Source organism: Streptomyces sp. T39 (assembly GCF_008042045.1).
Classification (GTDB): domain Bacteria; phylum Actinomycetota; class Actinomycetes; order Streptomycetales; family Streptomycetaceae; genus Streptomyces.
Window position 1 is genome coordinate 211806 of the sequence record NZ_RDBP01000037.1, and the last position, 23172, is coordinate 234977.

Below are 23172 nucleotides of genomic sequence, written 5' to 3' on the forward strand. Positions count from 1 at the left end.
CCTAGAGTCCCTTGATCTTGATGACGATCTCACTGCCCTCGGGGGCCTGGTCGCCGCCCGTGACGGACTGGCCCTCGACCGTGTCGCCGAGGAACGGGAACTTCTTCTCGACCTTCACGGTGAAACCGGCGTCCTCCAGGGCGGCGGTGGCGTCGTCCACGCTGTCGCCCACCACGTCCGGGACGGCGACCAGCCGCGGGCCCTTGGAGAGCGTCAGGGTGATGGTGTCGCCGCCCGCGAGACGGGTGCCCTCCGCGGCCGACTGGCGGGCGACCGTCCCGGCCTCCCCGGCGGAGTGGACGCGCGCCTCGGCGATCACCACCTTCAGCCCGGCCCCTTCCAGCTCCTCGGTCGCGGCCTCGGCCGGTTCGCCCGTCACGTCGGGGACCTCGACCGGGGCGCCCCGGCTGACCACGAGCGCGACCGCCGAGTCCGGACTGCGGCTGCTGCCGGACTCCGGGTCGGTGCGGATCACCGACCCCTGCTGCACCGTCTCGTCGAACTCCCGTGTCACCACACCCGGTGCGAGCCCCGCCTTGCGCAGCTCGCGCCGGGCATCGGCGAGCGGACTGCCGGACACGTCGGGGACCGTCACGATCCGGGGGCCGCGCGAGACGATCAGCGTCACCGAGCCGTTGCCGCGGATGCGCTCGTTGGTGCCCGGGTCGCTGTTGATCACCGATCCGCGGGGCACCGACTCGCTGAACTCCTGCCGTACCGTCCGCACCTCCAGCCCGGCCGCGTCCAGCCGGCCGCGGGCGTCGGTCTCGGTCTTGCCGATCAGGGCCGGCACCCGTGTGAACTGTCCCGAGTTGATGTACCAGACACCGGTGCCGATCCCCAGCACGGCGACGACGGCGATCACCAGCGCCAGCACCCCGCGCCGGTGCGCGAGCGCGCCGAAACCGGGCAGGACGCGGCGCGGCGGCCGGGGCGGCGCGGCGGCCGCCGGCGGGACGGTGAGCCGGGCGGTGTGCCGGACCCCGGGCTCCTCACGGGGCACGGCGCGCGGCAGCACGTCCGTCCGCTCGTCCTCCTGGGGCGCCGGCCGGACGTCGGCGTCCTGGGGGTGCCCCGCCGGGAGCGCGTGCGGCGGCACCGCGTCGAGCTGCGCCTCGCCGATTGCCGCACGCGCCGCGCGGGCCTGCGCCAGCAGCGCGACCGCGTCGTGCGGGCGGACCTCGGGATTGCGGGCGGTGGCGCTCGCCACCAGCTCGTCCAGCTCGACGGCCAGGCCGGGGAAAGCGGCGGAGGGGGCCGGGACGTCCTCGTTGAGGTGCCGGTAGAGCACCTGGGCCGGGGTGTCCCCGCCGTGCGGCTTGCCACCGGTCAGCATCTCGTACAGCACCACGCCGCAGGCGTAGACGTCGGCACGGGTGTCGGCCGTGCCGTACTCGATCTGCTCCGGGGCCAGGTAGGAGACCGTCCCGAGGACCGTGCCCGACGTGTTCGTCACCGAGTCCACCGCGCGGACGAGGCCGAAGTCGGCGACCTTCACCCGGCCGTCGTCCCCGATCAGCACGTTCTCCGGCTTCATGTCGCGGTGCACGAACCCGGCCCGGTGGGCCGCGCCCAGCGCGGCGAGCACCGGCTCCAGGATGTCCAGCGCGGCCCGCGGCGGCAGCGCGCCGCGCTCGCGCAGCACGTCCCGCAGGGTGCAGCCCTCGACGTACTCCATGGCCAGATAGACGTACGCGCCCTCGGCGCCCTGGTCGAAGACGCCCACCACGTTGGGGTGCGCCAGCCGGGCGACGGACTTGGCCTCGCGGATGAACCGTTCGACGAAGGTCGCGTCCGCGGCCAGCTCGGGGTGCATCACCTTCAGCGCGAGCACGCGGTCGAGGCGGGTGTCGACGGCCCGGTAGACCGTGGCCATCCCGCCGACGGCGATGCGCCCCTCGACGCGGTAGCGGCCGTCGAGCAGCTGCCCGACGAGGGGGTCCTTGAGGGTCGTGTCCACGGGGAGAGTCTACGAGCCGGTACGGGAGCGGGGGACGGGCCGGTGAGCGCTGCGACGGAGCTGTGACAGGGGACGCTCCGGCCGTGACGGGGGACGCTCCGGCCGGGGCCGGGGAGCCCGGCGTCCGGGCCGGGACTCAGAACGCGGGGCGCTCCGGGTCCAGGGCGGCCCGGCCCTCGTGCGGGGAGGACGCCTCGGCGAAGTGGCGCACCGGGATGCGGCCGGCCCGCCGTGCCAGGCGGCCCGCCTCGACCGCGCGCCGCATCGCCTCGGCCATCAGCACCGGCTCCTGCGCCCGGGTCACCGCCGACGCCAGCATCACCGCGTCGCACCCCAGCTCCATCGCCAGCGCCGCGTCCGACGCCGTCCCGGCCCCCGCGTCGAGGATCACCGGCACACCCGCCTGCTCGACGATCAGCCGGAAGTTGTGCGGATTGCGGATGCCGAGCCCGGACCCGATCGGCGAGCCGAGCGGCATGACCGCCGCGCAGCCCACGTCCTCCAGCTTCCGGGCGAGCACCGGGTCGTCGTTGGTGTACGGCAGGACCGTGAAGCCGTCGTCGACCAGCGTCTCCGCGGCCTCCAGCAGCTCGACGCCGTCCGGCAGCAGAGTGCGCTCGTCGGCCACCACCTCCAGCTTGATCCAGTCGGTGCCGAGCGCCTCGCGGGCCAGACGGGCCGTGAGCACCGCCTCGCCCGCGGTGAAGCAGCCGGCGGTGTTCGGCAGCACGCGGATGCCCAGCCGGTCCAGCACGGACAGCACCGAGCCCTGCACCGTCGGGTCGAGCCGGCGCATCGCCACGGTCGTGAGCTCCGTGCCGCTCGCGACCAGCGAGCGCTCCAGCACGTCGAGGCTCGGCGCCCCGCCGGTGCCCATGATCAGGCGCGAGGCGAACGTCGTGCCGCCGATGGCGAGGAGGTCGTCCGCCATGACTCAGCCCCCCTGCACCGCGGTCAGGACCTCGACCCGGTCGCCCTCGCCGAGCCGCGTCGCCGCCCACTCGCCGCGCGGCACCACGCTCTCGTTGACGGCCGCCGCCACACCCGAGGGGGCGGCGCTCAGCGCGGCCACGACCGCGTCCAGGGTGGTGCCGGAGGCGAGCTCCCTGGCTTCGCCGTTGACGGAGATGTTCATACGGGCTGTTCCTGTCGTACGGAGGGGATGCGCGGGAGACCGCCGGCGAACCGGCCCGGTCCGAACGGGCGTGCCTCGTCGGGCACGTCACCGTCGGCCAGGGCGGCGGCCATCACGTCACCGGTCACCGGGGTGAGCAGCACCCCGTTGCGGTAGTGGCCGGTCGCCAGCAGCAGGCCGGGCAGCGCGGTGAAGCCCAGCAGCGGCGCGTTGTCGGGGGACCCGGGCCGCAGTCCGGCCCGGGTCTCGGTGAGCGGCAGTTCGGTGATGCCGGGCACCAGTTCATGGGCGTCGCGGAGGAGTTCGTACACCCCGCCGGCGGTGACCGCGGTGTCCCAGCCGAGCTCCTCGCTGGTCGCGCCGACCACCAGCTCGCCCGACTCCCGGGGCACCAGGTACACCTGGCTGCCGCGCACCACGGCCCGCACGGTGCGCGAGAGGAACGGCGCGTACGCGGGCGGCACGGTCAGCCGCAGCACCTGGCCCTTGACGGGGCGCACCGGCGGCAGGACGTCGTCGGGCACGCCCGCGAGCCGGCCGCTCATGCTGCCGCCCGCCAGGGCCACCTGCCCGGCTGCCACCCGGGTGCCGTCCGCCAGCACCGCGCCGGCGGCCCGGCCGTGCTCCACCGTCAGCCGCTGCGCCCAGTCGCGCAGAAGGACGACCCCGGCCCGCTCGCAGGCCGTGACCAGCGCCGAGGCGAGCAGCCGGGGATCCACCTGGTGGTCCCCGTCGACCCGCAGGCCGCCGCGCACCCCCGGCGCGAGCATCGGTTCGAGCCGGCGGCACTCGCGGCCGCTGAGCCAGGTGGACTCCAGTCCCGACCGGGTCTGGAGGGCGTGCAGCTCCCGCAGATGCGCGCGGTCGTCCGCGTCGAGCGCCACCGCGAGCGTGCCGCATGCCCGGTAGCCGACGCCCCGGCCGCTCGCCTCCTCCAGCTCCGCAACGAAGTCCGGGTAGCGGCGCGCCGATTCGAGGTTGAGGGCGAGCAGCGTCTGCTCCCCGTAGTGGAGTTCGGTGACCGCGGCCAGCATGCCGGCGGCCACCCTCGCGGCCCCGCCGCCCGGCTCCGGATCGGCGACATGGACCGTGAGCCCGCGCTGCGCCGCCCGCCAGGCCGTCACGAGGCCGATGATGCCGCCCCCCACGACCAGGACGTCCGGCTGGTTCGCTGTACGGGACATGGGCGTCCAACCCCTCCCTTCGCCGGCATGACCCGGATCAGGTTCGTACGGTCGGAGGCCGGTCAGCCTCCCTCTCAGCCCGGTGCGTCCGGGCTCCCGCGAGTGTTCTACGGTGGCCACCCTAACCCCCCGGCGCACGGCTCAGTAAGGGAGCCGCCCCCGTCGCGGGGGCGCGTACGGCACAGGAGGTCCCCCCGTGGTGAGATCGCTCGACGGCCTGGTGATGGCACCGGTCGAGGACCAGGCCCCGGGCCAGGTCGGCACCCGCACCCGCTTCACGTACCACGAGCGGGACGGCCGTGTCTGGGCCGAGTACGAGGGCGGCGACATCGTCCACGGGCACCTGGTCGGCACCCGCGAGGGCGACCGGCTCGACTTCCGCTACGTGCAGTTGAAGACCGACGGCACCACCTCCGGCGGGCACTGCGTCTCCGCCGTCGTGGCACTGCCCGACGGCCGCGTCCGGCTGGAGGAGACCTGGGAGTGGGAGTCGCAGCCGGGCAGCGGCACCAGTGTCGTCGAGCAGACGGCCTCCTGATGACCCGTCGGGTCCACCGGGCCTCCCGTTCCGGTCCCGGCCCGCTCGCGTGCCCCGGAAGCCGGTCCTGCCCGATCCCCACCGAAGACCCTAGGGTGGCCGGGTGAGCGAGCGAATCGGCGGGACCCCGGAGCGCGACGGCCGGACGGTGGTCGTCGTCGGTGCCGGCATGGCGGGGGTGCAGACGGCGGTCGCCCTGCGGGAGGCCGGCTTCAGCGGACCGGTCACCGTCATCGGCGCCGAGCCCCACCAGCCCTACGACCGCCCGCCGCTGTCCAAGGCGGTCCTGCTCGGCACCGCGGAGGGCTCCGCCTTCGACGTCGACTTCGACGACCTCGGCGTCGGGCTGCGGCTCGGCTGCGAGGTCACCGGCGTGCGCCCCGCCGACCACGAGGTGGACACGGAGGCCGGACCCGTCCCGTACGACGTGCTGGTCCTCGCCACCGGCGCCTCCCCCGTCGCCCTGCCGGGGGCGGAGGGCGTGCCCGGCGTCCACCTGCTGCGCACCCTCGACGACGCCGCCCGGCTGCGGCCCGTGCTCGAACGGCGGCACGACATCGTGGTGGTCGGGGCCGGCTGGATCGGCGCCGAGTTCGCGACCGCCGCCCGGGAGGCGGGCTGCGCGGTCACGGTGGTCGAGGCCGCCGGACGCCCGCTGGCCGGGGCTCTGCCCGCCGAGGTCGTCGCGCCGATGACCCGCTGGTACGCCGACGCCGGGGTGACCCTGCTGACCGGGGAGCGCGTGGTCGCCGTGACCGGGGACGCGGTCGTGCTCGGGTCGGGGCGCACCCTCCCGGCGGAGGCGGTCGTGGTCGGCATCGGGGCGCGTCCCGCGACGTCGGCGCTGGCGGGCAGCGGCATCGAGGTGGGTCCGGACGGGGCGATCGTCGCCGACGAGCGGCTGAGGACCTCCGCGCCGGACGTCTACGCCGTGGGCGACTGCGCCTCCTACCCGTCCGCTCGCTACGGCCGACGGCTGCTCGTGCACCACTGGGACAACGCGCTCCAGGGGCCCCGGACGGTCGCGGCCGACATCACCGGCGGCGGGGCGGGGGCCGAGGCGTACGACCCGGTGCCCTACTTCTGGTCCGAGCAGTTCGGCCGCTTCGTGCAGTACGCGGGCCATCACCCGGCCGGCGACACCCTGCTGTGGCGGGGCGACCCGTCCGGCGACGCCGGCTGGTCCGTCCTGTGGCTGCGCGGGGGCGCCCTGGCCGCCCTGCTCACTGTCGACCGGCCGCGCGATCTCGCCCAGGGCCGCAGGCTCCTCGCCTCGGGCGCGCCGCTTGACCCGGTCCGCGCCGCCGATCCGTCGGTCCCGCTCAAGGCCGCCGTCGTCTGACGGGGCGGTGCCCCGGCGCCGCCCGCCCGCCCCGGCGCCGACCGCCCGCGTCGGGGCCGACCGGCGGATCGGGCGCCCGCTCGGAGGCCGTCGGGTACCGACTGTCCGTCCAGGATGGCAGGCTTGTTCCCGTGACCGAGATTGACGCAAAGACCGATGCTCTCGTCCCCGCCTGGCTCCACCTGCCCGACATCGCCGAAATGCTCGATGTCGAGGTGACGCGCGTGCGGCAGCTGGTCAAGGAGGGCCAGCTGATCGCCGTCCGCCGTGGTGAGAACCGGACGCTCCAGGTGCCCGCCGCCTTCATCGACGGCACCAAGGTGGTCAAGGGTCTCGCCGGGACCCTGACGCTGCTGCGGGACGACGGCTTCACCGACGAAGAGATGCTGGAGTGGCTCTTCACTCCCGACCCGACCCTGCCGGGCACCCCCGCGCAGGCCCTCGGCGAGAATCGCGGCACGGAGGTGAAGCGCCGGGCGCAGGCGCTCGCCGTCTGACACTCTGCCGCAGTTCCGTTCCGCACCACCGGAGCGCGGGTGCGGGCAGGCCTCCCGGCCGCCCGCGCCCGCGCTCCGTCCGCCGCACCACCCCGGGGGGAAGCACCCATGTCCGTGTCCCGTGAGCAGCTCGCCGACGCCCGTCTGTACCTGTGCACCGACGCCCGGAAGCGCCAGGGCGATCTGCCCGCCTTCCTGGACGCCGTGCTCGCCGGCGGCGTCGACATCGTGCAGTTGCGCGACAAGGGCATGGAGGCGGGGGAGGAGCTGGAGCACCTCCAGGTCCTCGCCGACGCCTGCCGCCGGCACGGCCGCCTCCTCGCGGTGAACGACCGGGCCGACGTGGCGCACGCCATCGGCTCCGACGTCCTCCATCTCGGGCAGGGCGACCTCCCGGTCCCCGCCGCCCGGGCGATCCTCGGCGACGGGGTGCTGATCGGCCGCTCCACCCACGCGGAGGCCGAGGTGGACAGGGCCGCCGCCGAGCCCGGCGTCGACTACTTCTGCACCGGCCCCTGCTGGCCCACCCCCACCAAGCCCGGCCGCCACGCCCCCGGCCTGGGCCTGGTGCGGTACGCGGCGTCGCTCGGCACCGGCCGGCCGTGGTTCGCGATCGGCGGGATCGACGCGGGCAACCTCGACGAGGTGCTGGACGCGGGGGCCCGCCGGGTCGTCGTCGTCCGGGCGATCACCGAGGCGGACGACCCGGGGGCGGCGAGCGCGGAGCTGGCGAAGCGGATCAGGGCCCGGGTCTGATCCGCGGCGGCGGCCCCCTCGAAGGCCGCCCACCGGGACCGTCAGGCCCTTCAGGTGTCTCACGGGTGTCCAAGGCGTGGACAACAGACCGGCAAACCATGACAAAAACCCCTGATCCGGTTGGGGGACCCGCCCCGCATGGCTAACCTGCCGTTATGGCCCTCGGCACTGCTTCCACCAGGACGGATCGCGCGCGCACCGTGCGCGACATGCTCGCCACCGGCGAGACCACGTATTCCTTCGAGTTCTACTCGCCCAAGAGCGACAAGGGCGAACGGAACCTGTGGAACGCGCTGCGCAGGGTCGAGGCGGTCGGGCCCGACTTCGTCTCCGTGACCTACGGCGCCGGTGGCTCCACCCGTGCCGGGACGGTGAAGGCCACCCAGAAGATCGCCTCCGACTCCACCCTCACCCCGGTCGCCCACCTCACGGCCGTCGGCCACTCGGTGGCCGAACTGCGGAACATGGTCGGCCAGTATGCGGACGCCGGTATCAGGAACATCCTCGCCGTGCGCGGTGATCCGCCCGGTGACCCGATGGCCGACTGGGTCAAGCACCCCGAGGGCGTCACCTACGCCGCCGAACTGGTCAGCCTCATCAAGGAGTCCGGCGACTTCTGCGTCGGCGTGGCCGCCTTCCCGGAGATGCACCCCCGCTCGGAGGACTGGGACACGGACATCCGGCACTTCGTCGACAAGTGCCGGGCCGGCGCGGACTACGCGATCACGCAGATGTTCTTCAGCCCCGAGAACTATCTGCGGCTGCGTGACCGGGTCGTCGCCGCCGGCTGCGAGACCCCGATCATCCCCGAGATCATGCCCCTGACCAGCGTCCGGCAGCTCGAACGTTTCCCCCAGCTGAGCAACGCGCTGATCCCCGACGATCTGAAAGACAGGATCCTCGCGGTCAAGGACGACGCGGCCGCTGTACGCTCCATTGGCATCGAGTTCGCGACGGAGTTCTGCGCGAGGCTGCTTGCCGAGGGTGTCCCGGGGCTGCACTTCATCACGCTCAACAACTCCACGGCGACGCTCGAGATCTACGAGAATCTCGGACTGCACGAGCAGTTGTGACCGGCCGACTGCGCCCCGACCCGGGGCGGCGGCCGCTGGAGAGGGGCGGACATGGGCTGGACGGTCCTCTACATCGCGTTCGGCATCGTCGCGCTGTGGCTGCTGGGTGAGGTGCTCCTGCAGTACAAGGCGAGGCTGCGCTGGCGGTTGCTCGCGTTCGGCGGCTTCCTCCTGGTCGTCATAGGCGTCCTGCTGCCGTCGGTGCCGGTGATCGCCCTCGGCGCCGCCGCGTTCGCCGTGGGGCAGACGTACGTGACGCTGTCGTTCCGGCGCGGTTTCTCCACGGGCTGGGCGATCGGCGGCAAGCCCGGCGCGAGCAGGCGCCGCAGGTCCGGCGGACCGCAGGCGGAGCGGGAGCCGACGCTGGAGGTCTCGGACCTCTCCTACGAGCAGGACCCCGACGAAGGGCGCCCGGCCCCCGAGGCCCCCGAGGTGTACGAGCCGGAGCCGATGCCCGACGACACGGGCCAGTACGGGATCTACTCGCCCCAGGCGTACGGCCAGGGCGACGCCCAGGGGCCGGACGGCGGCCAGGGCAGCGGGCACGCCTACGCGGGGGGCGCCGCGGGATACGGCGCGTACGACGCCTACGGCGACTACGGGCAGCAGCAGCCGGGTTACCAGGAGCCGGCTCCGGCGGCCTCGTACGACTACGGCGCCGGACAGCAGCACTACCCGGCCTACGACGATCCGTACGCGCAGGGCGGGCAGCAGCAGTACGCGGCCCAGGCCGGCTACTACGACGGCGGGGCCTACGCGGACCCCTACGCGCAGTACCCCGCCGACACCCCGCCGGGAGGCGTGTGGGTGCCGCAGCAGCGGGACAACGACCAGGGCGTCCCCCCGATGCCGCAGGGGCAGCCGTCCCCGTACGGCTACGACGCCGGCTACGACGAGCAGCAGCAGTACCGCTACTGAGCGCACCGCTCCCGCCCGGGAGCGCGCCGGTCCCGGGCGCGGGGCATGACGGGGGGCGTGCTGCCTTCACCGGCCGGCCGCCGGCGGCCGTACCCTCCGGGCCGGCCGCGGGGCGCGGACGCGACCGGGGGCGGAGACGCCCGCCGACGGAACGCGGGGCGCGACCGGGCGGCCGCGACGCACACGCGGACCCGAAGGGGACGGCCCGGCGGCCACGCGCCTCCGCCGGTCACTGCGACCCGCGGAAGCCGGATCCCTCGACGATCAGACCGGACACCAGCGCCCCGGACATGCCCGCGTGGGCCAGCCCGCCGCCCGGGTGGGCCCAGCCGCCCGCGAAGTACAGCCCGGGCAGGGGCGAGGTGTTGGAGGCGGGCAGCAGGGCCCCCGCCGCGCCGGCCAGGGCGGGCGGCGGGACCACCGGCGAACCCGTCGCGGCGCGGATGTCGTCCGGTGTGCGCACCTCGCGCCACAGGATCCGGTCGCGCAGCCCCGGGACGGCCGCCTCCGCCGTCGCCACCATCAGCTCGGCCACATCGGGGCCCGCCTCCGCCCACGACGCCCTGGCGGCGGGCACGGCGGGGACCGTCGCGGTCAGCGTGACCGGCTCATGGGCGTCGTCGGGCCGCAGCAGCGGATCGTCCGGGCGCAGCACCGTCACCGTGGGCCGCGGTGCGACCCGTCCGGCCGCGACGGCGTCCCACTCCCCGGCGGCGTCCGGCGCGTGCACCACCGTCCGGTGCGCCGCGTCCCCGGGGCGGCCGCCGCGCAGCGCGAGCAGCACGGTCACCCGGCCCGTCCGCACCGGCGACTGCCAGTGCGGCCACTCGTCCTGCCGCTCCCACGCGACGACCTGCTCCTCGTACAGCGACGGGACGGGGGCGCCGGAGACCACCGCGTCCGCCTCCACCGGGCCCTCGACGCCGGTCTCGACGCCCACCGCGCGGCCGTCGCGCGTCATGACGCCCGTCACCGCGCAGTCGAAGACGAAGCGCACCCCGCGCGCCAGGCACCTCTCGTACACCGCGTCGGCGAGTGCGCGGATGCCGCCCGCCACGTACCAGGAGCCGAACGTCTGCTCCATGTAGGGCAGCACCGCGGCGGAGGCGGGCGCGGTGCGCGGATCGAGTCCGTACGCCGTGGCATGGGAGGCGAGGAGCGCCGCCAGACGCGGGTCGCGCAGCTCGCGGTCGCCGATCTCGCCGAGCGTGCGCGCACCGCGCCGCAACAGGCCCCGGCGCAGGGCCGGATACGGGTCGTCGTGGCCGAGCGTGCCGCCGGCCGGCCGGGGCTCCTCCAGCAGCGGACGCCGCGAACGCTCCCACGCCTCGCGGGCCCGGCCGAGGAACTCGCCCCAGCGCTCGCCCGATCCCGCACCCAGCGCGGTGTCCAGGGCGGAGACGACGCCCGCGCGGGAGGCGTTCGGCAGGGCGACGGAGGTGCCGTCGGCGAAGACGTGCCGGCTCGACGGGTCCACCTGGGTCAGTGTGACGGTGCGCTCCAGCGGCTCCTTGCCCGTCTTGACGAAGAAGTCGCGCCAGACGGCCGGGAGATGCAGCAGACCGGGGCCCGTGTCGAAGCCGAAGCCCGCACGGGTGAAACCGCCCACCGAGCCGCCGTGGGCCGCCGAGCGCTCGTACACCGTCACCCGGTGGCCCGCCGTGGCCAGCCGGGCGGCCGTCGCCATCGCGCCCATCCCCGCGCCGATCACCGCAATCCGTGCCATGCCCCGACCCTATCGACCGGGGCGGGCGCTCATCGCCCTGGCCCGCGCCGGACCGCCCTGCCCGGCAGGGGTCTCCCCTTCCGGCGCTGTGCCCGGCGTCGCGGGAACCGCCGGATCCGGGACGCCGGGAGGATCTGAGCGCGGTGGAACCGCCCGGCACCCCCGGGCGGCGATCCGTGCGTCGGTGCGCTGCGACGGCTCCGGCACCTCGTCGCCGACGCCGGTCGCGCCGAGGACACCGAGGAGCAGGACGACCGCGCAGGCGTTGAGCGCGCCGGCCCGGCCGCCGGCGAGGAGGAGGGGGAGTACGGACACGGACGCGATCGTCACCAGTGCCCCCGCGCGCGGGTGGGGACCGGGACGAGTGCCTGAGTATCCGTACTCAGCCGCCCAGGTGAGTAGGGGTGCGGATGGCCCGCGACCTGCGCGGACGGAAGAGTAGGGGGCACGGCAGGGGGGCGGCTCCGCACCGGCGGCACGGGGCGCCGGAGCGGGACGCACCCCGGCCGTGACGGGGAGAACGGCCGGAGAGCCCACGACCACGGGGGAACAACGGGGGGACCGGGCTCTTCGGACCAGGGGGACAACGGGGAACAACGGGGGTGTACGCCGCAGGGGCCCGGACCGGTCGGTGACCGGTCCGGGCCCCTGCGGCGTCGCCGGGCGGGAGCCGGCCGTCAGTCGCGGCGTCCGCTCACCCGCCCGTGCAGCAGCAGCGAGAGCGCACCGTGCACATCGTCCAGCGACCGCTCCCGCTGGAACGCCTGCCAGTCCAGGGCGGCCACCAGCACCATGCCGACCAGGGCGGCGGCGGTGAGCGGGATGTCGATCTCCTCGCTCAGCTCACCCGACCCGACGCCCTCGCGCAGCACCGACTCCACGACGGCGACGGCCTCCTGCCGGACCACCAGCAGCGTCGACTGCCAGGCCCGGTTGGTGCGCCACAACTCCGCGACGTAGAGCTGGGTGAACGCCGGATAGCGGTCGATGAACACCAGGCCCGCGCGGATCATCCCGTCCAGCGCCTCGACGCTGGTCCCGCCGCGCTCCGACGCCTCGTCGGCGGCCTCCCGCAGGGACGCCGTCAGCAGGCCGACGCCATGGCGGAGCAACTCCTCGAAGAGCTCGGTCTTGCTCTTGAAGTTGTAGTAGACCGTGCCCTTGGCGACCCCGGCGCGCTCGGCGATCTCGTCCACCGTGGTGGCGGAGAACCCCTGCTCGGCGATGAGGGTCACCGCGGCCTCGTAGAGCTTGGCCCGGGTCGCCCGGCGTCTGGTGCTGCTGCTGTCCATGAGGTCGATTCTCACAGGTCGCGCGAGGCTCACAGGCTCAGCTCCGGGTGGAGCCGGTCCAGTGTCCACACCTGCCGCCGGCGGGCCGACAGGGCGGTCAGCGCGAGCGCCGCCGCGGTGAAGGCGGTCAGGACCGCCACCGCCTGCCACACCGGACCGAGCCCGCCGCCCGTGATCAGTCTGCGCAGCGCCTCCACCACGTAACTCATCGGCAGGAACGGGTGGATCGCCTGGAAGAACGCGGGGCTGGTCTGCACGGGGTAGGTGCCGCCCGCGGAGGTCAGCTGGAGCATCAGCACGGCGAGCACCAGGATCCGGCCGGCCGCCCCGAAGCGGGCGTTGAGCCACTGGACGATCGCGGTGAAGCAGCACGTGACCAGGGTCAGGAAGGCGACGGTGCCGGCCGCCCGTGCGGCCCGCAGGCCGATTCCCCAGTGGAGCACCGCCATCAGCGCGGCGACCTGGAGCACCCCGACCGCCGCGACCGGCAGCCAGCCCGCCAGCGCGATCCGCCAGGCGGACGCGCCCGCCGCGAGGGCCCGCCGGTTGAGCGGCTGGATGATCATGTAGGCGACCATCGCGCCCACCCACAGGGAGAGCGGGATGAAGTACGGCGCGAAGCCGGTGCCGTAGTTGGGGGCCTCGTGCAGGGACTGCGACGCGAGCCGGACGGGGTCGGCCATCACCTCGGTGCGGCGGTCGCGGTCGTCCTTGTCGTAGTCGGGGATCCTCCCCACGCCGTCGCCCAGTCCGTCGGCCAGCTCCGCGGAGCCGCCGGAGAGCTGGAAGAGGCCGCCGTTCAGGTCGCCCGCGCCCTTCTTCAGCCGGCCCACCCCGCCGTCCAGATCCGCGGAGCCGGTCCGGGCGGTGGTGAGTCCGGTGTGCAGGGTGTCGGCGCCGCCGGCCACCTTCCGGGCGCCGTCGTTCAGCTCGTTGATCTTGCCGACCGCGTACTCCAGGTCCTCGTCCAGCCGGGGCGCCCGCTTCGCGAGATCGCCGGCCTGCTTCTCCAGCTTCCGCAGGTGCCCGTCGAGGGTCTTCAGATCGCCCTTGCTGTTCGAGACCAGGGCGTTGACGTCGTCGGCGACGGCGGCGACATCGGCGGCCGTGACCTCGGCCCGCTCCAGAGCGGGGCAGAACGACGGGTCGGGCAGCACGTTCTCCTCGCACCGGGTCCGGTACATCGCGCTCAGCTCGTCCGCCGACTCGTGGGCGAGCTTGGCACTGCCCGGCGCGGTCCGCACCAGGACGTCGAGGTTGTGGCGCACGGCCCGCGAGGAGTCGGCGACCAGCCGCGCCGTGTCGCCGATCGCCTTCCCGTTGTCCTTCACATACGGGCGGACCTGGTCGGCCACGCCGTTGACCTTGTCCGCGAGCTGCTGGGTGCCGGTCGCGACCTGGCGGGAGCCGGTCTCCAGCTGGGCGGCGCCCTTGTCCAGACGCTTGAGGCCGGCGGCCAGCTTCCCGCTGCCGGCCTTGGCGTCCTTCAGCCCGTCCGCCAGGTCCTGCGAGCCCTTCTTCGCCTTGCCGACGCCGTCCTTCAGCTGGTCGGCGCCCTCGGCGGCCTTCGCGGTGGCGTCGTGGATGTCGGAGAAGGAGATGAAGATGCGGTCGAGGAAACCGCGCGAGGCGTTGGTCGACGCCGCCGTGCGCACCTCGGCGAACACCGTCCGCGATATCTGGCCGACGATGTAGTTGTTCGCGTCGTTGGTCCGCACCTGGAGCGCGCCCGTCTCCGGGCTGTCACCCGAACTGGAGGCGATCCGGCGGCTGAAGTCCTCGGGCATCGTCAGCGAGAGGTAGTACGTGCCGTCCTCGACGCCCTCGCGCGCCTCGGCGGCGCCGACCTCGTGCCACTCGAAGACCTCGCTGTCGCGCAGGCCCTCGGTGATCTCGTCGCCCGCGCGGACCGTCCGGCCCGCGGCGGTCGCCCCCCGGTCGTCGTTGACGAGGGCGACCGGGATCCGGTCGAGACGGCCGTACGGGTCCCAGAAGGACCACAGGTACAGCGCTCCGTAGAGCAGTGGCAGCAGCAGCACCGCCACGAGCGCCGCACGCGGCAGCTTCCCCCTGCCGAAACGCTTCAGCTCAAGCGCGGCCAGTTTCGGCGAGCGCATCGGCCGCCCCCTCCTCGGTCGTGTCCTGCTCGTCGGTGGTGCGGGTGGTGGTGCCGGTACGGGCGGCGGCCGGGCCGGCGCCGGCGTCGTCCCGGGCGGCGGCGGTGCCCGCGTCGCTCACGTCCTGGGCGGCATCGGTGCCCGCGTCGCTGACGTCCCGGGCGGCGGCGGTGCCCGCGTCGCTCACGTCCCGGGTGACGCTGTCGCCGCCGTCCGCGGTACCGGTACCGGGGCCGCCGGCGTCCGCGGCGGCGGTGCCGCTGGCGGGGCCGTCGGCTTCCGGGGTCTCGTCGGCGTCCGTGGTGGCGGGGCCCGGGGGCGCGGTCCCGGTGCCGGCGGGCCCCTCGTCCCCGCCGGCACCGGTGGTCTTCGTCGTGGCCGCCCCGGGCTCCCCGGCGCGGACCACCACCGCTCCGGCGCCCCGGGGCGCCTGGCTGCACACGGCCAGCACGGTGATCCCCGAGTCGGCCACGGTGCGCAACAGCTCCCATGCCTCCGCGCGTTCGGCGTCCGACAGCTTGAGATCCGTGTCGTCGACGGCCAGCAGCCGCGGCCGGCCGACGAGGGCCAGCGCGACGCACAGCCGGAGCTCCTCCAGGCGCTCCAGGTCGCGTACGGCCGTGCGTCCCTGCTTCGGGAGGGTCTCCAGGTCGAGGCCGGCCGCCGACAGCGCCTCGCCGACCCGTTCCCCGGCCTCGGCCCTGGTCGCGCGCGGGTGGAGCAGGGCGCGGAACGGGCCGCCGAAACGCCGCTCGAGCAGGGCGCGTTCCCTCAGGTGCTCGGCGACGGTCAGCGCCGGGTCGAGGTCGGTGACACCCGGCACCGGGCCGAGCGCGCTGATCCGGCGGACCGCCGCCATCCTGCGCGGCAGCGCAAGACCGGCGACCTCGGCGCGGCCCTCGCACGGGCGCATCCGGCCGGTGAGGGCGAGCAGCAGAGAGGTGCGTCCGGAGCCCGAGGGGCCCTCCAGCGCCACCAGCGTGCCCGCGGGGACATCCAGATCCATGGAGCGGAAGGCCCACCCCCTGGGCCCTCTGAGCCCCAGCCCCTCGGCCGTGACGGCCGCTCCCCGGATGTTCTCCACGGTGCCCACCACCCCCTGCTCCCGCACTGCACTGTTTTGCACTGACTGGTCAGTGCAGAAACTACCCCTGGACGACCTTCCGGGGCAAAGCCGGGTGTCCGGTCCTCGTGAACCTGGCGGATGTGCACCGAACCTGGCGAAGTGTCCGCTTCGCGTACCGCTGGAGTTGGCGAAGGTGGCGAAGGGTGCGGCCTCAGAGGATCGAGACGTGGTCGTCACTGGCTTTCGCTGCTCGAACCCCCAGGTCACAACTGTCCATCCGCTCCCTGCGGCCTTGGGTGCTCCGATGGGTCGTGCCGGTACGATCGCTCGCGCGCGTGCCGCCGTGGCGGAGTTGGTCTACGGCTCTGCGCGCCCACGGCCGACACGCACACCAGCGCGCGTACAACGTCACTTTCGGATGGGGCGACGGGTTCTGAGCACCAAGGCCAAAGCAGAGGGGGCGATTTGACGTTCGAGGTGTTGAGGTCCGCTCTGGCCCGGAACGGCTCCATCAGCGGGCCCGCGGCCTTGGCTGCTCTGCTGTCGGGCGCGCGGTGGGAGGTGCCTTCGAATACGGCTTCGGCCCGCTCGTTGTGGGCGATCTGGTGCGACCGGCTGGACATGTTGGTGGAGACGGGAGAATCTGATCCGAGTCTGCTGGAGAGCCTGGCTCAGGCCGTGGACGGGCTCCACGATGCAGGAGACTCACGGGTGTACATGGCCACGGTGATCGACCCGCCACGCCGGTTTCACGTCTACCTCTCAGAGGACCTCGCCCACTGTGTCGGGGCGTGGGAGGGCCGAGTGAACGAGCAGGCTCCCCGAACGGCGACCTGAACCGAGGCGGCCAGATCTTCCTGTGAGAACTGGCGAACCATGAACCGCTCGTCCCGGTGAATCTGGCGAAGGTGGCGAGCAAGGTGGTTCGTAGCTCGCCACCGTGGAGGCATGGGTGCGGTTCTGAGATCAGTGACCGGGGGCGTCCCTTCTCCGGGCGCTGGGTTCGAGGTGGCATACATCGACGGGGACGGTGGTGAACACCGCGTAGACCTGTGCGACGTGGCGGCGGTTCCGTTCGAGGGCTGCCGCCCGGTGAGGTCGTTCCCGTCGTGGAAGGGCCAGCGCAACTATCCGGGGTTGTGGTGGGCGGCCACGCTCGGCCGGCACGTCGGGTACGAGTCCTGGCTGGAACGGGATCACGCGATGCTGTTGGACTTCGACCAGCAGGTCACAGCATTCGCGTCGCAGCCGATGTGGCTGTTCTGGACATCCGGCGGGCGCCGCCGCTCGCACGCTCCGGACTGGTTCGCGCGAAAGGCGGACGGCACCGGGCTGGTCGTGGACTGCCGGCCTCTGAACCGGATCAAGCCACGGGACGCGGAGGCGTTCGCCGCGACTGAGCGGGCCTGCCGGGAGATCGGTTGGGAGTTCCGTCTGTCCGGGGCGCCCGACGGCATCCTGCTGGCAAACGTTCGCTGGCTGGCGGGATATCGGCATCCTCGCCATCTAGTAGGCGCCGTCGCGGACCGGCTGCTTGGCGCCTTCGGCCACGAGAGAGCCTTGCGTGACGGGGTGGAGCGGGTGGGCGATCCGATCGCGGTCCTGCCGGTGCTGTTCCATCTGCTGTGGTCAGGGCGCCTGGCGGCGAATCTGTCCGTACTTCTGGGCGAGTACACCCTGGTCCGCAGGGCGGAGGCGGAGTGATGGCTGGTTTGTCGTCCCGGCCTGGGGTGCTGCGGGTCGGTGACCGCGTGCGGTTCGAGGAGACCGAGCACACGGTGGTCGGCATCGAGGGCACCGCCGTGCGTCTGCACGGCGACGACGGGCGGGACCAGGTCGTCCTGCTGCCCTACCTGCTGGCCTCGGACGGTTTCGCGCTGATCGGCTCTGCCTCGGACCCGGAGGAGTTTGCCTCGGTCGGGGTTCTGGAGTCGTTGCCGCCTGCGGCAGTCATCGAAGCCCGGTTCTGGGAACGACATGTGACGGAAGTCGAGTGCGGATTGCCTTGCGATGCCGCCCCGGGCAGTCATCCCCGCCCGGATTACGATCCGGCCCGCACCTCGCTGGCGGAGCGGGAGCGGACCAAGGCCGATGAACTGGCGATGCTTGGGCAGCCGGTGGGGAGGCGCACGCTGCAACGGATGCGGGCCCGCTACCGGGCGCAAGGCTTGCTCGGCCTGGTGGACCGCCGGGCAATGCGCCCTTCGTCTCCGACCGGACGAGCCGACCAGCGGGTGATCGATGCGCTCGTCCGCGCGATCGGCGAGGAGACCGACGTATCCACGGGCACCCGCTCGCGCCTGATGCGGCGAGTCCGGCAGATCCTGGACGACGAACACGGGCCCGAAGCGGTCCCGACGCCAGCCCGGACATCCTTTTACCGCCTGGTCGACCAGTTGTCCGTGGGGCGACACACCTTCGCCGCGGCCACCACCCGGCGGCAGAACGCCAACCGGCCGATAGGCCCCTTCACCCCGACCCTGGCCAGCCGTCCGGGCGAACAGGTGCAGATCGACACCACCAAGCTCGATCTGCTGGCCGTCCTCGACGACGGAACCATCCGCCGGCCGGAGCTGACCATCGCGGTCGACATCGCTACACGGACGATCTGCGCGGCAGTCCTGCGGCCGGAGAGCACGAAGGCAGTGGACGCCGCCCTGATGCTGGCGAAGATGCTGGTGCCCGAGCCGATGCGGCCGACCTGGCCCAAGGCAATTGCCGCGTCGGCGTCCAGGCTTCCACACGCCCGGCTGATGGAGATCGACGCTCGGTTCGAGCACGCTGCCGCGAAACCGGTGATCGTCCCGGAGACCATCGTCACCGATCACGGCACTGTCTATTTGTCCCAGACGTTCACCGCCGCCTGTCAGCGCCTGGGCATCTCCGTCCAGCTCGCCCACCCTGGCACCCCGACCGACAAGGGCGTCGTCGAGAGAACGTTTTCGTCAATCAACACCCTGTTCTGCCAGTACGTCGCCAGCTACACCGGACGGGACGTCAGCCGGCGCGGCGTCGACCCGGCCCGCAAAGCGGCCTTCAGCCTTGCCGAACTCGACGACCTACTCCAGGAATGGGTCATCGCCGGGTGGCAGATGCGCCCGCACGACGGACTGGTACACCCCTTCCTGCCCGGCCGGTCCCTGTCACCCAACGACGCTTACGCGCTCCAGGTCGCCGCCAGCGGCTACCTGCCGATACCGCTCGGCCCATCCGACTACATCGAGCTGCTGCCGGTGACCTGGCGGGTGATCAACGAGTACGGCATTCGTATCGCCAACCGCACGTATAACGCGCCCGAGTTGGCTGCCCACCGAAGGCAGTCCTCCGGTGTCGCGGTCCAGCGCGGCAAGTGGGAGGTCCACTACGACCCCCACGACCTCAGCCACATCTTCGTACGCAACCACCGGCAAGGCGGCTGGATCACCGCTGAGTGGACCCTGCTACCTCTCGTCGCCCGCCCGTTCTCCGACGCACTCTGGCGTCAGGCACGGCGCCAGGTCGTCGAACGCGGCCAGGACGGCGACGACCAGACTGCCATCGCCAGGGCCTTGGACGCGTTGCTGCGACGGGCAGAACGGCAGGCGGAGTCCCGCAAGATTCCGCCGTGGGCGGGGACGAGAAACGTGCCTGAGGCGATTCCGCTGCGGACGGCCCCGGAACTCGACATGGACGACAGCGGCGACGACCAGGACGAGACCGCTCCGACGGAGCTGGCTAAGGTCATCCCGTTCGGCGTCTTCGACCCCTTCAGTGAGGAGGACTACCGGTGACCGCCACCGAGACGGCCGACCGCGAGTTCCCCCTGACCACGAAGGAGGGATGGAGTCGCTTCGTCCAATACGCTCCGGTCAGCACGCCCCCATTGGACCGTTCTGCGCTGCTGGCCCTCAGCGACATCGAGCGCGAGCTCTACGACGAGGCCCGGGCTGAGCACCACACCCAGCTGTTCGTCGCGAAGACCCCGACCATGATGGAAGTGATCCGCACCGGTCGGGAACTGACCCTCCTCAACCGCCGCCAGGTCTCCGCCCGCCGTGGCCTGATCGTCTCCGGCGAGCCCGGCACAGGCAAGACGACCGCGATCACCCAGCTCGGCAAAGCCCACGAACAGCACGTCCGCCGCCGGCTGCCCGCTGGCTGCGGGCCCCGGCTGCCCGTCGCCTACGTGACCGTTCCCCCGGCCGCCACCCCGAAGATGCTCGCGGTCGAGTTCGCTCGGTTCCTCGGCATCCCCCTCTTGCAGCGCATGAACCAGACCGAGATCACCAACGCGGTCTGCGAGGTCCTGGCCGAACTGCGCTGCGAACTGGTCCTGGTCGACGAGATCCACAACATCTCGCTCACCACCAGATCCGGCGCCGAGGTATCCGACCAGCTCAAATACCTCTCCGAGCGGATCGCGGCCACGTTCGTCTACAGAGGCATCGACGTGGAGTCCGCCGGACTGTTCGCCGGCACCCGCGGCAAGCAGATTGCCGGACGTTTCGTCAGCATCCACGCCGAAGCCTTCACCATCGCCACCGCCGCCCAGCGTCAGGAATGGCTCGCCCTGCTGGCCACCATGGAACAGTCCCTACGGCTCCATCGGCACACCCCCGGCCTGCTGGCAGCCCACGCAGACTTCCTCTACCAGCGGACCTCCGGCATGATCGGCAGCCTCGCGCACCTGATCAGGGCCGCGTCCCTGCGGGCCATGACCTCCGGCACCGAGAAGATCACCAAGCAGCTGCTGGCGGAGATCCCCCTCGACACCGCAGCCGAGACGAGCGCACCGCTCAGCGCCCGTTCGAGCCGAGCCCGCACCGCACAGCGCCGAGCCGCCGGATGAGCCACATCCCACTCGGCTCCGAGGCCTTGGCGCCAGCCCGGAGCCTTCCGATCTCAATCCGACCCTGGGGACGCGAGTCCCTGACTTCCTTTGTTGCCCGGCTTGCCGAGGTGAACCGAACGCGTCACACCGCGCTCTGGCGCCATATCGGTCTGCCCTGTGTCAGAACGGTCGGCGCCACGCTGTTGACCAAGGAGGCCGTGCTGAACGGGCTGGCCGTCGAACGACTGGCGATCATGTCCAGCCTGTCAGAGGAACGACTGCGGAGGTCCCTTCCCGCGCTGTCCTGGTCCCATCCCTATCCGCCTTACCTTCCCGCGAACATTCCCTCGGTCTACATGAGTGCCGCGAAGGCCCCATCCGGTGTGATCTGCCGTGGCTGTACCACCAGGCGCGGGATCACCGCCGATGTCCGTGCCCACCTGGCGCTTCCTGACATTGTGTGTCTCCAGCATCGCGTCTGGCAGTCGTCCGCTCCTTGCGATGTTTCGGGGTCGCCTGAAATCGAGCGAGCACAAGCCACCCTCCGACGGATCCGGAGGCTTCATGGCAACCGCGGGATGTCCCTCGGTGTTCGTGACGCTCGCTGGATCATCGCGGCTTGGACCAGCAATGTGTGCAGGGAGCCGGAACTCACCGATCGCTGGAACTCACGGAGAGTAGTCCTCGGCTTGGTGCCGTGGCACCGGAGCGACGACCTATCGGCTCGGATTGTTACCCACCCAGAGGTTGCGATCCTGGCAGCCGCCCTGGCACCCAACTACACGGACCCGACCTACTTCACGCGCACCGGGTTTCAGCTCCGGAGATTCAGTGCCTACCTCCGCGCCAGTCTGGACCTGCAACCCATCCCGCACTCGATGAACGATCCCATCAGGGCGTTCGTCCGCATCGTCCAGAACAACCGGGCCCGCTGGCGCGACCCCAAAAGCGTCATGATCACGGAGACGGCAACACCCAGATACACCTAGTGAACTTGGCGAACTCCAGCTCAGACGAGGGCCCCTTCGCCACGCATGCGAGGAAAGAACACCGGGGGCGGCGCGACGGACGAAACGCGCCGTCCCCCGGCGTATGGGAGGAAAAGTGCAGGTCAGGGCGATTGTCAGTGGGGGGTACCACCATGGACACATACGGCCACAGCGCCGTCACACGACGACAGGAGGCTCGTCATGGCCAGCCACTCCGCAGCCGCCGCCGCGCGGCGCCGCGTCACCGGCCCTGCCCCCTCATCGACCGGACCGGCGCGTGACGTCCACCCGGTCCTGCGCCGGGAGTCCGCGCCGCCCGCCGCCCTCGACCTGCTCGCCCAGGCCCGTGCCGGTCTGGACGAGGCCGCTTCCCTCCCCGTCCCCAACGAGCGGTACGCCACGGCCCATCTCGCCGCCCTGCGCACCGCGGCGGCCGTACTGGCGGCGCGCGGCCGCCCCGAGGCGACCACCCGGCGGCGCCGGCGCATACGCAGCGCCTGGGAGGTCCTGCCGGAGATAGCACCCGAACTGGACGAGTGGAGCATGCTCTTCGCCTCGGGGGCCGAGCGGCGTGCCCGGGCCGAGGCCGGCATCCGCGGCGCCGCGACCACCCGGGACGCGGACGATCTGGTGCGGGACGCGGCGATGTTCCTGCGCATCGTCGAGCGGCTGCTCGTGCTCCAGCCCGTGCTGCCCCGGCCGCGCCACGACCGGCCCGATCCGGAGGGGGAGGGCCCCGTGGGCTGACCGGCGCCGGGGTCGCGCGGCGCCGTACGGGGCGGGGCCGCGGGGCCGCCGCCCCCGTGCGGCCCGCGGCCGTGGCCGGCTCCGGCCAAGGGTGGGAGGAGGGGCACCGGCCGGGTGCACGGAGGCACGGTGCGCGAAGGCAATAGGGTGGGCGGCAGATCGCCAGCACACCGCCGCACACCGCCCGAGGAGCCAACTGCCGTGCCGGACCCATCTCCTGCCTCCGGTGGGGAGACCCCACCGCGACCCTCCCGCGCGTCCCTCCGCACCTCCGTGGTCTGGGAGGTCCTCCAGGAAGCCATCGACCGCCGGGTCAAGGCCGCCGGGACGGACCGTCTGGACGTGCTCGACACCGGCGGCGGCACAGGCAACTTCGCGGTGCCCGTCGCCCGGCTCGGCCACCGGGTCACCGTCGTCGACCCCAGCCCCAACGCCCTGTTCGCGCTGGAGCGGCGCGCCGCCGAGGCGGGCGTCGCCGACCGGGTCCGCGGCGTGCAGGGGGACATCAACGGCCTGTTCGACGTGGTCGACCGCGGCGGGTACGACGCGGTCCTGTGCCACGGCGTTTTGGAGTACGTCGACGACCCGGCCGACGGTCTGCGCAACGCGGTCGCGGCGCTGCGCCCCGGCGGCTCCCTCAGCCTGCTCGCCGCCGGGCTCGGCGGCGCCGTGCTCGCCCGCGCCCTGGCCGGCCACTTCGGCGAGGCCCGTCAGGCCCTGGGCGACCCGGACGGACGCTGGGGTGCGGGCGACCCCGTGCCGAGACGTTTCACCGCCGACCAGCTCACCGAACTGGTCGCCGGAGCGGGTGCGGAGGTCTCGGCCGTGCACGGTGTACGGGTCTTCGCCGACCTCGTCCCGGGCGTCCTCGTGGACACCGAGCCGGGCGCGCTCGACGCGCTGCTGAAGCTGGAGGCCGCCGCCGCGGAACTCGCGGCCTTCCACTCCGTCGCCACCCAGCTGCACGTCCTGGGCGAGAAGCGCGCCTGATCAGGGGCGCAGCCGCAGATGGAGTACGCCAC

Annotated in this window: 21 protein-coding genes and 1 riboswitch; of the genes, 12 read left to right on the forward strand and 9 right to left on the reverse strand. The window is 73.0% G+C overall.

Annotation, left to right across the window (positions count from 1 at the left end):
* Window position 1: 1 nt before the first annotated feature.
* The 4 genes from pknB to thiO form a co-directional block, all read right to left on the reverse strand.
* Window positions 2-1960 carry a Stk1 family PASTA domain-containing Ser/Thr kinase gene (gene pknB, locus EAO77_RS23390; protein WP_147990265.1) on the reverse strand — a complete coding sequence of 653 codons (1959 nt, stop codon included), beginning with the start codon at window positions 1958-1960 and terminating at the stop codon, window positions 2-4.
* A 136-nt stretch (window positions 1961-2096) separates the two neighbouring features.
* On the reverse strand, window positions 2097-2891 hold the full coding sequence (locus tag EAO77_RS23395; protein WP_147990266.1) for a thiazole synthase: 795 nt from the start codon (window positions 2889-2891) through the stop codon (window positions 2097-2099).
* A gap of 3 nt (window positions 2892-2894) precedes the next feature.
* Window positions 2895-3095 carry a sulfur carrier protein ThiS gene (gene thiS / locus EAO77_RS23400; RefSeq protein WP_147990267.1) on the reverse strand — a complete coding sequence of 67 codons (201 nt, stop codon included), beginning with the start codon at window positions 3093-3095 and terminating at the stop codon, window positions 2895-2897.
* Window positions 3092-4279 (reverse strand): glycine oxidase ThiO, encoded by a 1188-nt coding sequence (thiO, locus tag EAO77_RS23405; protein ID WP_147990268.1) that lies wholly within the window; start codon window positions 4277-4279, stop codon window positions 3092-3094. Before thiO ends, thiS begins: the two co-directional genes overlap by 4 nt.
* Window positions 4276-4389, reverse strand: a riboswitch (TPP riboswitch). Its footprint overlaps the gene before it by 4 nt.
* 86 nt (window positions 4390-4475) lie before the next feature.
* Here thiO and EAO77_RS23410 point away from each other — a divergent pair.
* From EAO77_RS23410 to EAO77_RS23435, 6 genes are all read left to right on the forward strand, one after another.
* Complete coding sequence (locus EAO77_RS23410) at window positions 4476-4817, forward strand: hypothetical protein (protein ID WP_147990269.1); 342 nt, start codon at window positions 4476-4478, stop codon at window positions 4815-4817.
* Window positions 4818-4920: 103 nt separating this feature from the next.
* Complete coding sequence (locus EAO77_RS23415) at window positions 4921-6159, forward strand: NAD(P)/FAD-dependent oxidoreductase (protein WP_147990270.1); 1239 nt, start codon at window positions 4921-4923, stop codon at window positions 6157-6159.
* 131 nt (window positions 6160-6290) lie between these two features.
* Window positions 6291-6656 (forward strand): Rv2175c family DNA-binding protein, encoded by a 366-nt coding sequence (locus EAO77_RS23420; RefSeq protein ID WP_147990271.1) that lies wholly within the window; start codon window positions 6291-6293, stop codon window positions 6654-6656.
* Window positions 6657-6764: 108 nt separating this feature from the next.
* Window positions 6765-7412 (forward strand): thiamine phosphate synthase, encoded by a 648-nt coding sequence (thiE, locus tag EAO77_RS23425; RefSeq protein WP_147990272.1) that lies wholly within the window; start codon window positions 6765-6767, stop codon window positions 7410-7412.
* 155 nt (window positions 7413-7567) lie between these two features.
* On the forward strand, window positions 7568-8485 hold the full coding sequence (metF, locus tag EAO77_RS23430; protein ID WP_147990273.1) for a methylenetetrahydrofolate reductase [NAD(P)H]: 918 nt from the start codon (window positions 7568-7570) through the stop codon (window positions 8483-8485).
* 51 nt (window positions 8486-8536) lie between these two features.
* Window positions 8537-9403: a hypothetical protein gene (locus EAO77_RS23435; RefSeq protein WP_147990274.1), complete on the forward strand. Its 867-nt coding sequence runs from the start codon at window positions 8537-8539 to the stop codon at window positions 9401-9403.
* A 229-nt stretch (window positions 9404-9632) separates the two neighbouring features.
* On the opposite strand, the gene EAO77_RS23440 is transcribed toward EAO77_RS23435, so the two are convergent.
* The 5 genes from EAO77_RS23440 to EAO77_RS23460 all read right to left on the reverse strand — a co-directional run bounded on the left by EAO77_RS23440 (window position 9633) and on the right by EAO77_RS23460 (window position 15634).
* Window positions 9633-11129: a phytoene desaturase family protein gene (locus tag EAO77_RS23440; protein ID WP_187283376.1), complete on the reverse strand. Its 1497-nt coding sequence runs from the start codon at window positions 11127-11129 to the stop codon at window positions 9633-9635.
* A 9-nt stretch (window positions 11130-11138) separates the two neighbouring features.
* Entirely contained in the window at window positions 11139-11444 is a 306-nt protein-coding gene (locus EAO77_RS38800) for a hypothetical protein (RefSeq protein WP_187283377.1), read from the reverse strand.
* A gap of 362 nt (window positions 11445-11806) precedes the next feature.
* Entirely contained in the window at window positions 11807-12421 is a 615-nt protein-coding gene (locus EAO77_RS23450; RefSeq protein ID WP_147990275.1) for a TetR/AcrR family transcriptional regulator, read from the reverse strand.
* A 29-nt stretch (window positions 12422-12450) separates the two neighbouring features.
* Window positions 12451-14538, reverse strand: coding sequence for a YhgE/Pip domain-containing protein (locus EAO77_RS23455; protein ID WP_147990276.1), 2088 nt, complete (start codon window positions 14536-14538; stop codon window positions 12451-12453).
* A complete protein-coding gene (locus EAO77_RS23460) occupies window positions 14510-15634 on the reverse strand; it encodes an ATP-binding cassette domain-containing protein (RefSeq protein ID WP_261994115.1) in 1125 nt (374 codons plus the stop codon). Before EAO77_RS23460 ends, EAO77_RS23455 begins: the two co-directional genes overlap by 29 nt.
* 978 nt (window positions 15635-16612) lie before the next feature.
* On the opposite strand from EAO77_RS23460, the gene EAO77_RS23465 reads away from it, so the two are divergent.
* The 6 genes from EAO77_RS23465 (at window position 16613) to EAO77_RS23490 (ending at window position 23140) form a co-directional block, all read left to right on the forward strand.
* On the forward strand, window positions 16613-17308 hold the full coding sequence (locus tag EAO77_RS23465) for a TnsA-like heteromeric transposase endonuclease subunit (RefSeq protein WP_315986110.1): 696 nt from the start codon (window positions 16613-16615) through the stop codon (window positions 17306-17308).
* Between the two features lie 47 nt (window positions 17309-17355).
* Complete coding sequence (locus EAO77_RS23470) at window positions 17356-19374, forward strand: Mu transposase C-terminal domain-containing protein (protein WP_315986111.1); 2019 nt, start codon at window positions 17356-17358, stop codon at window positions 19372-19374.
* Complete coding sequence (locus EAO77_RS23475; RefSeq protein ID WP_147990278.1) at window positions 19371-20432, forward strand: ATP-binding protein; 1062 nt, start codon at window positions 19371-19373, stop codon at window positions 20430-20432. The genes EAO77_RS23470 and EAO77_RS23475 overlap by 4 nt, the downstream gene beginning before the upstream one ends.
* 110 nt (window positions 20433-20542) lie before the next feature.
* Window positions 20543-21403: a hypothetical protein gene (locus tag EAO77_RS23480; RefSeq protein WP_147990279.1), complete on the forward strand. Its 861-nt coding sequence runs from the start codon at window positions 20543-20545 to the stop codon at window positions 21401-21403.
* 201 nt (window positions 21404-21604) lie between these two features.
* The gene (locus EAO77_RS23485; RefSeq protein WP_147990280.1) at window positions 21605-22150 is read left to right on the forward strand and encodes an SAV_6107 family HEPN domain-containing protein; all 546 of its coding nucleotides are present in this window, start codon (window positions 21605-21607) and stop codon (window positions 22148-22150) included.
* Between the two features lie 273 nt (window positions 22151-22423).
* On the forward strand, window positions 22424-23140 hold the full coding sequence (locus EAO77_RS23490; RefSeq protein ID WP_147990281.1) for a class I SAM-dependent methyltransferase: 717 nt from the start codon (window positions 22424-22426) through the stop codon (window positions 23138-23140).
* Window positions 23141-23172: the final 32 nt, after the last annotated feature.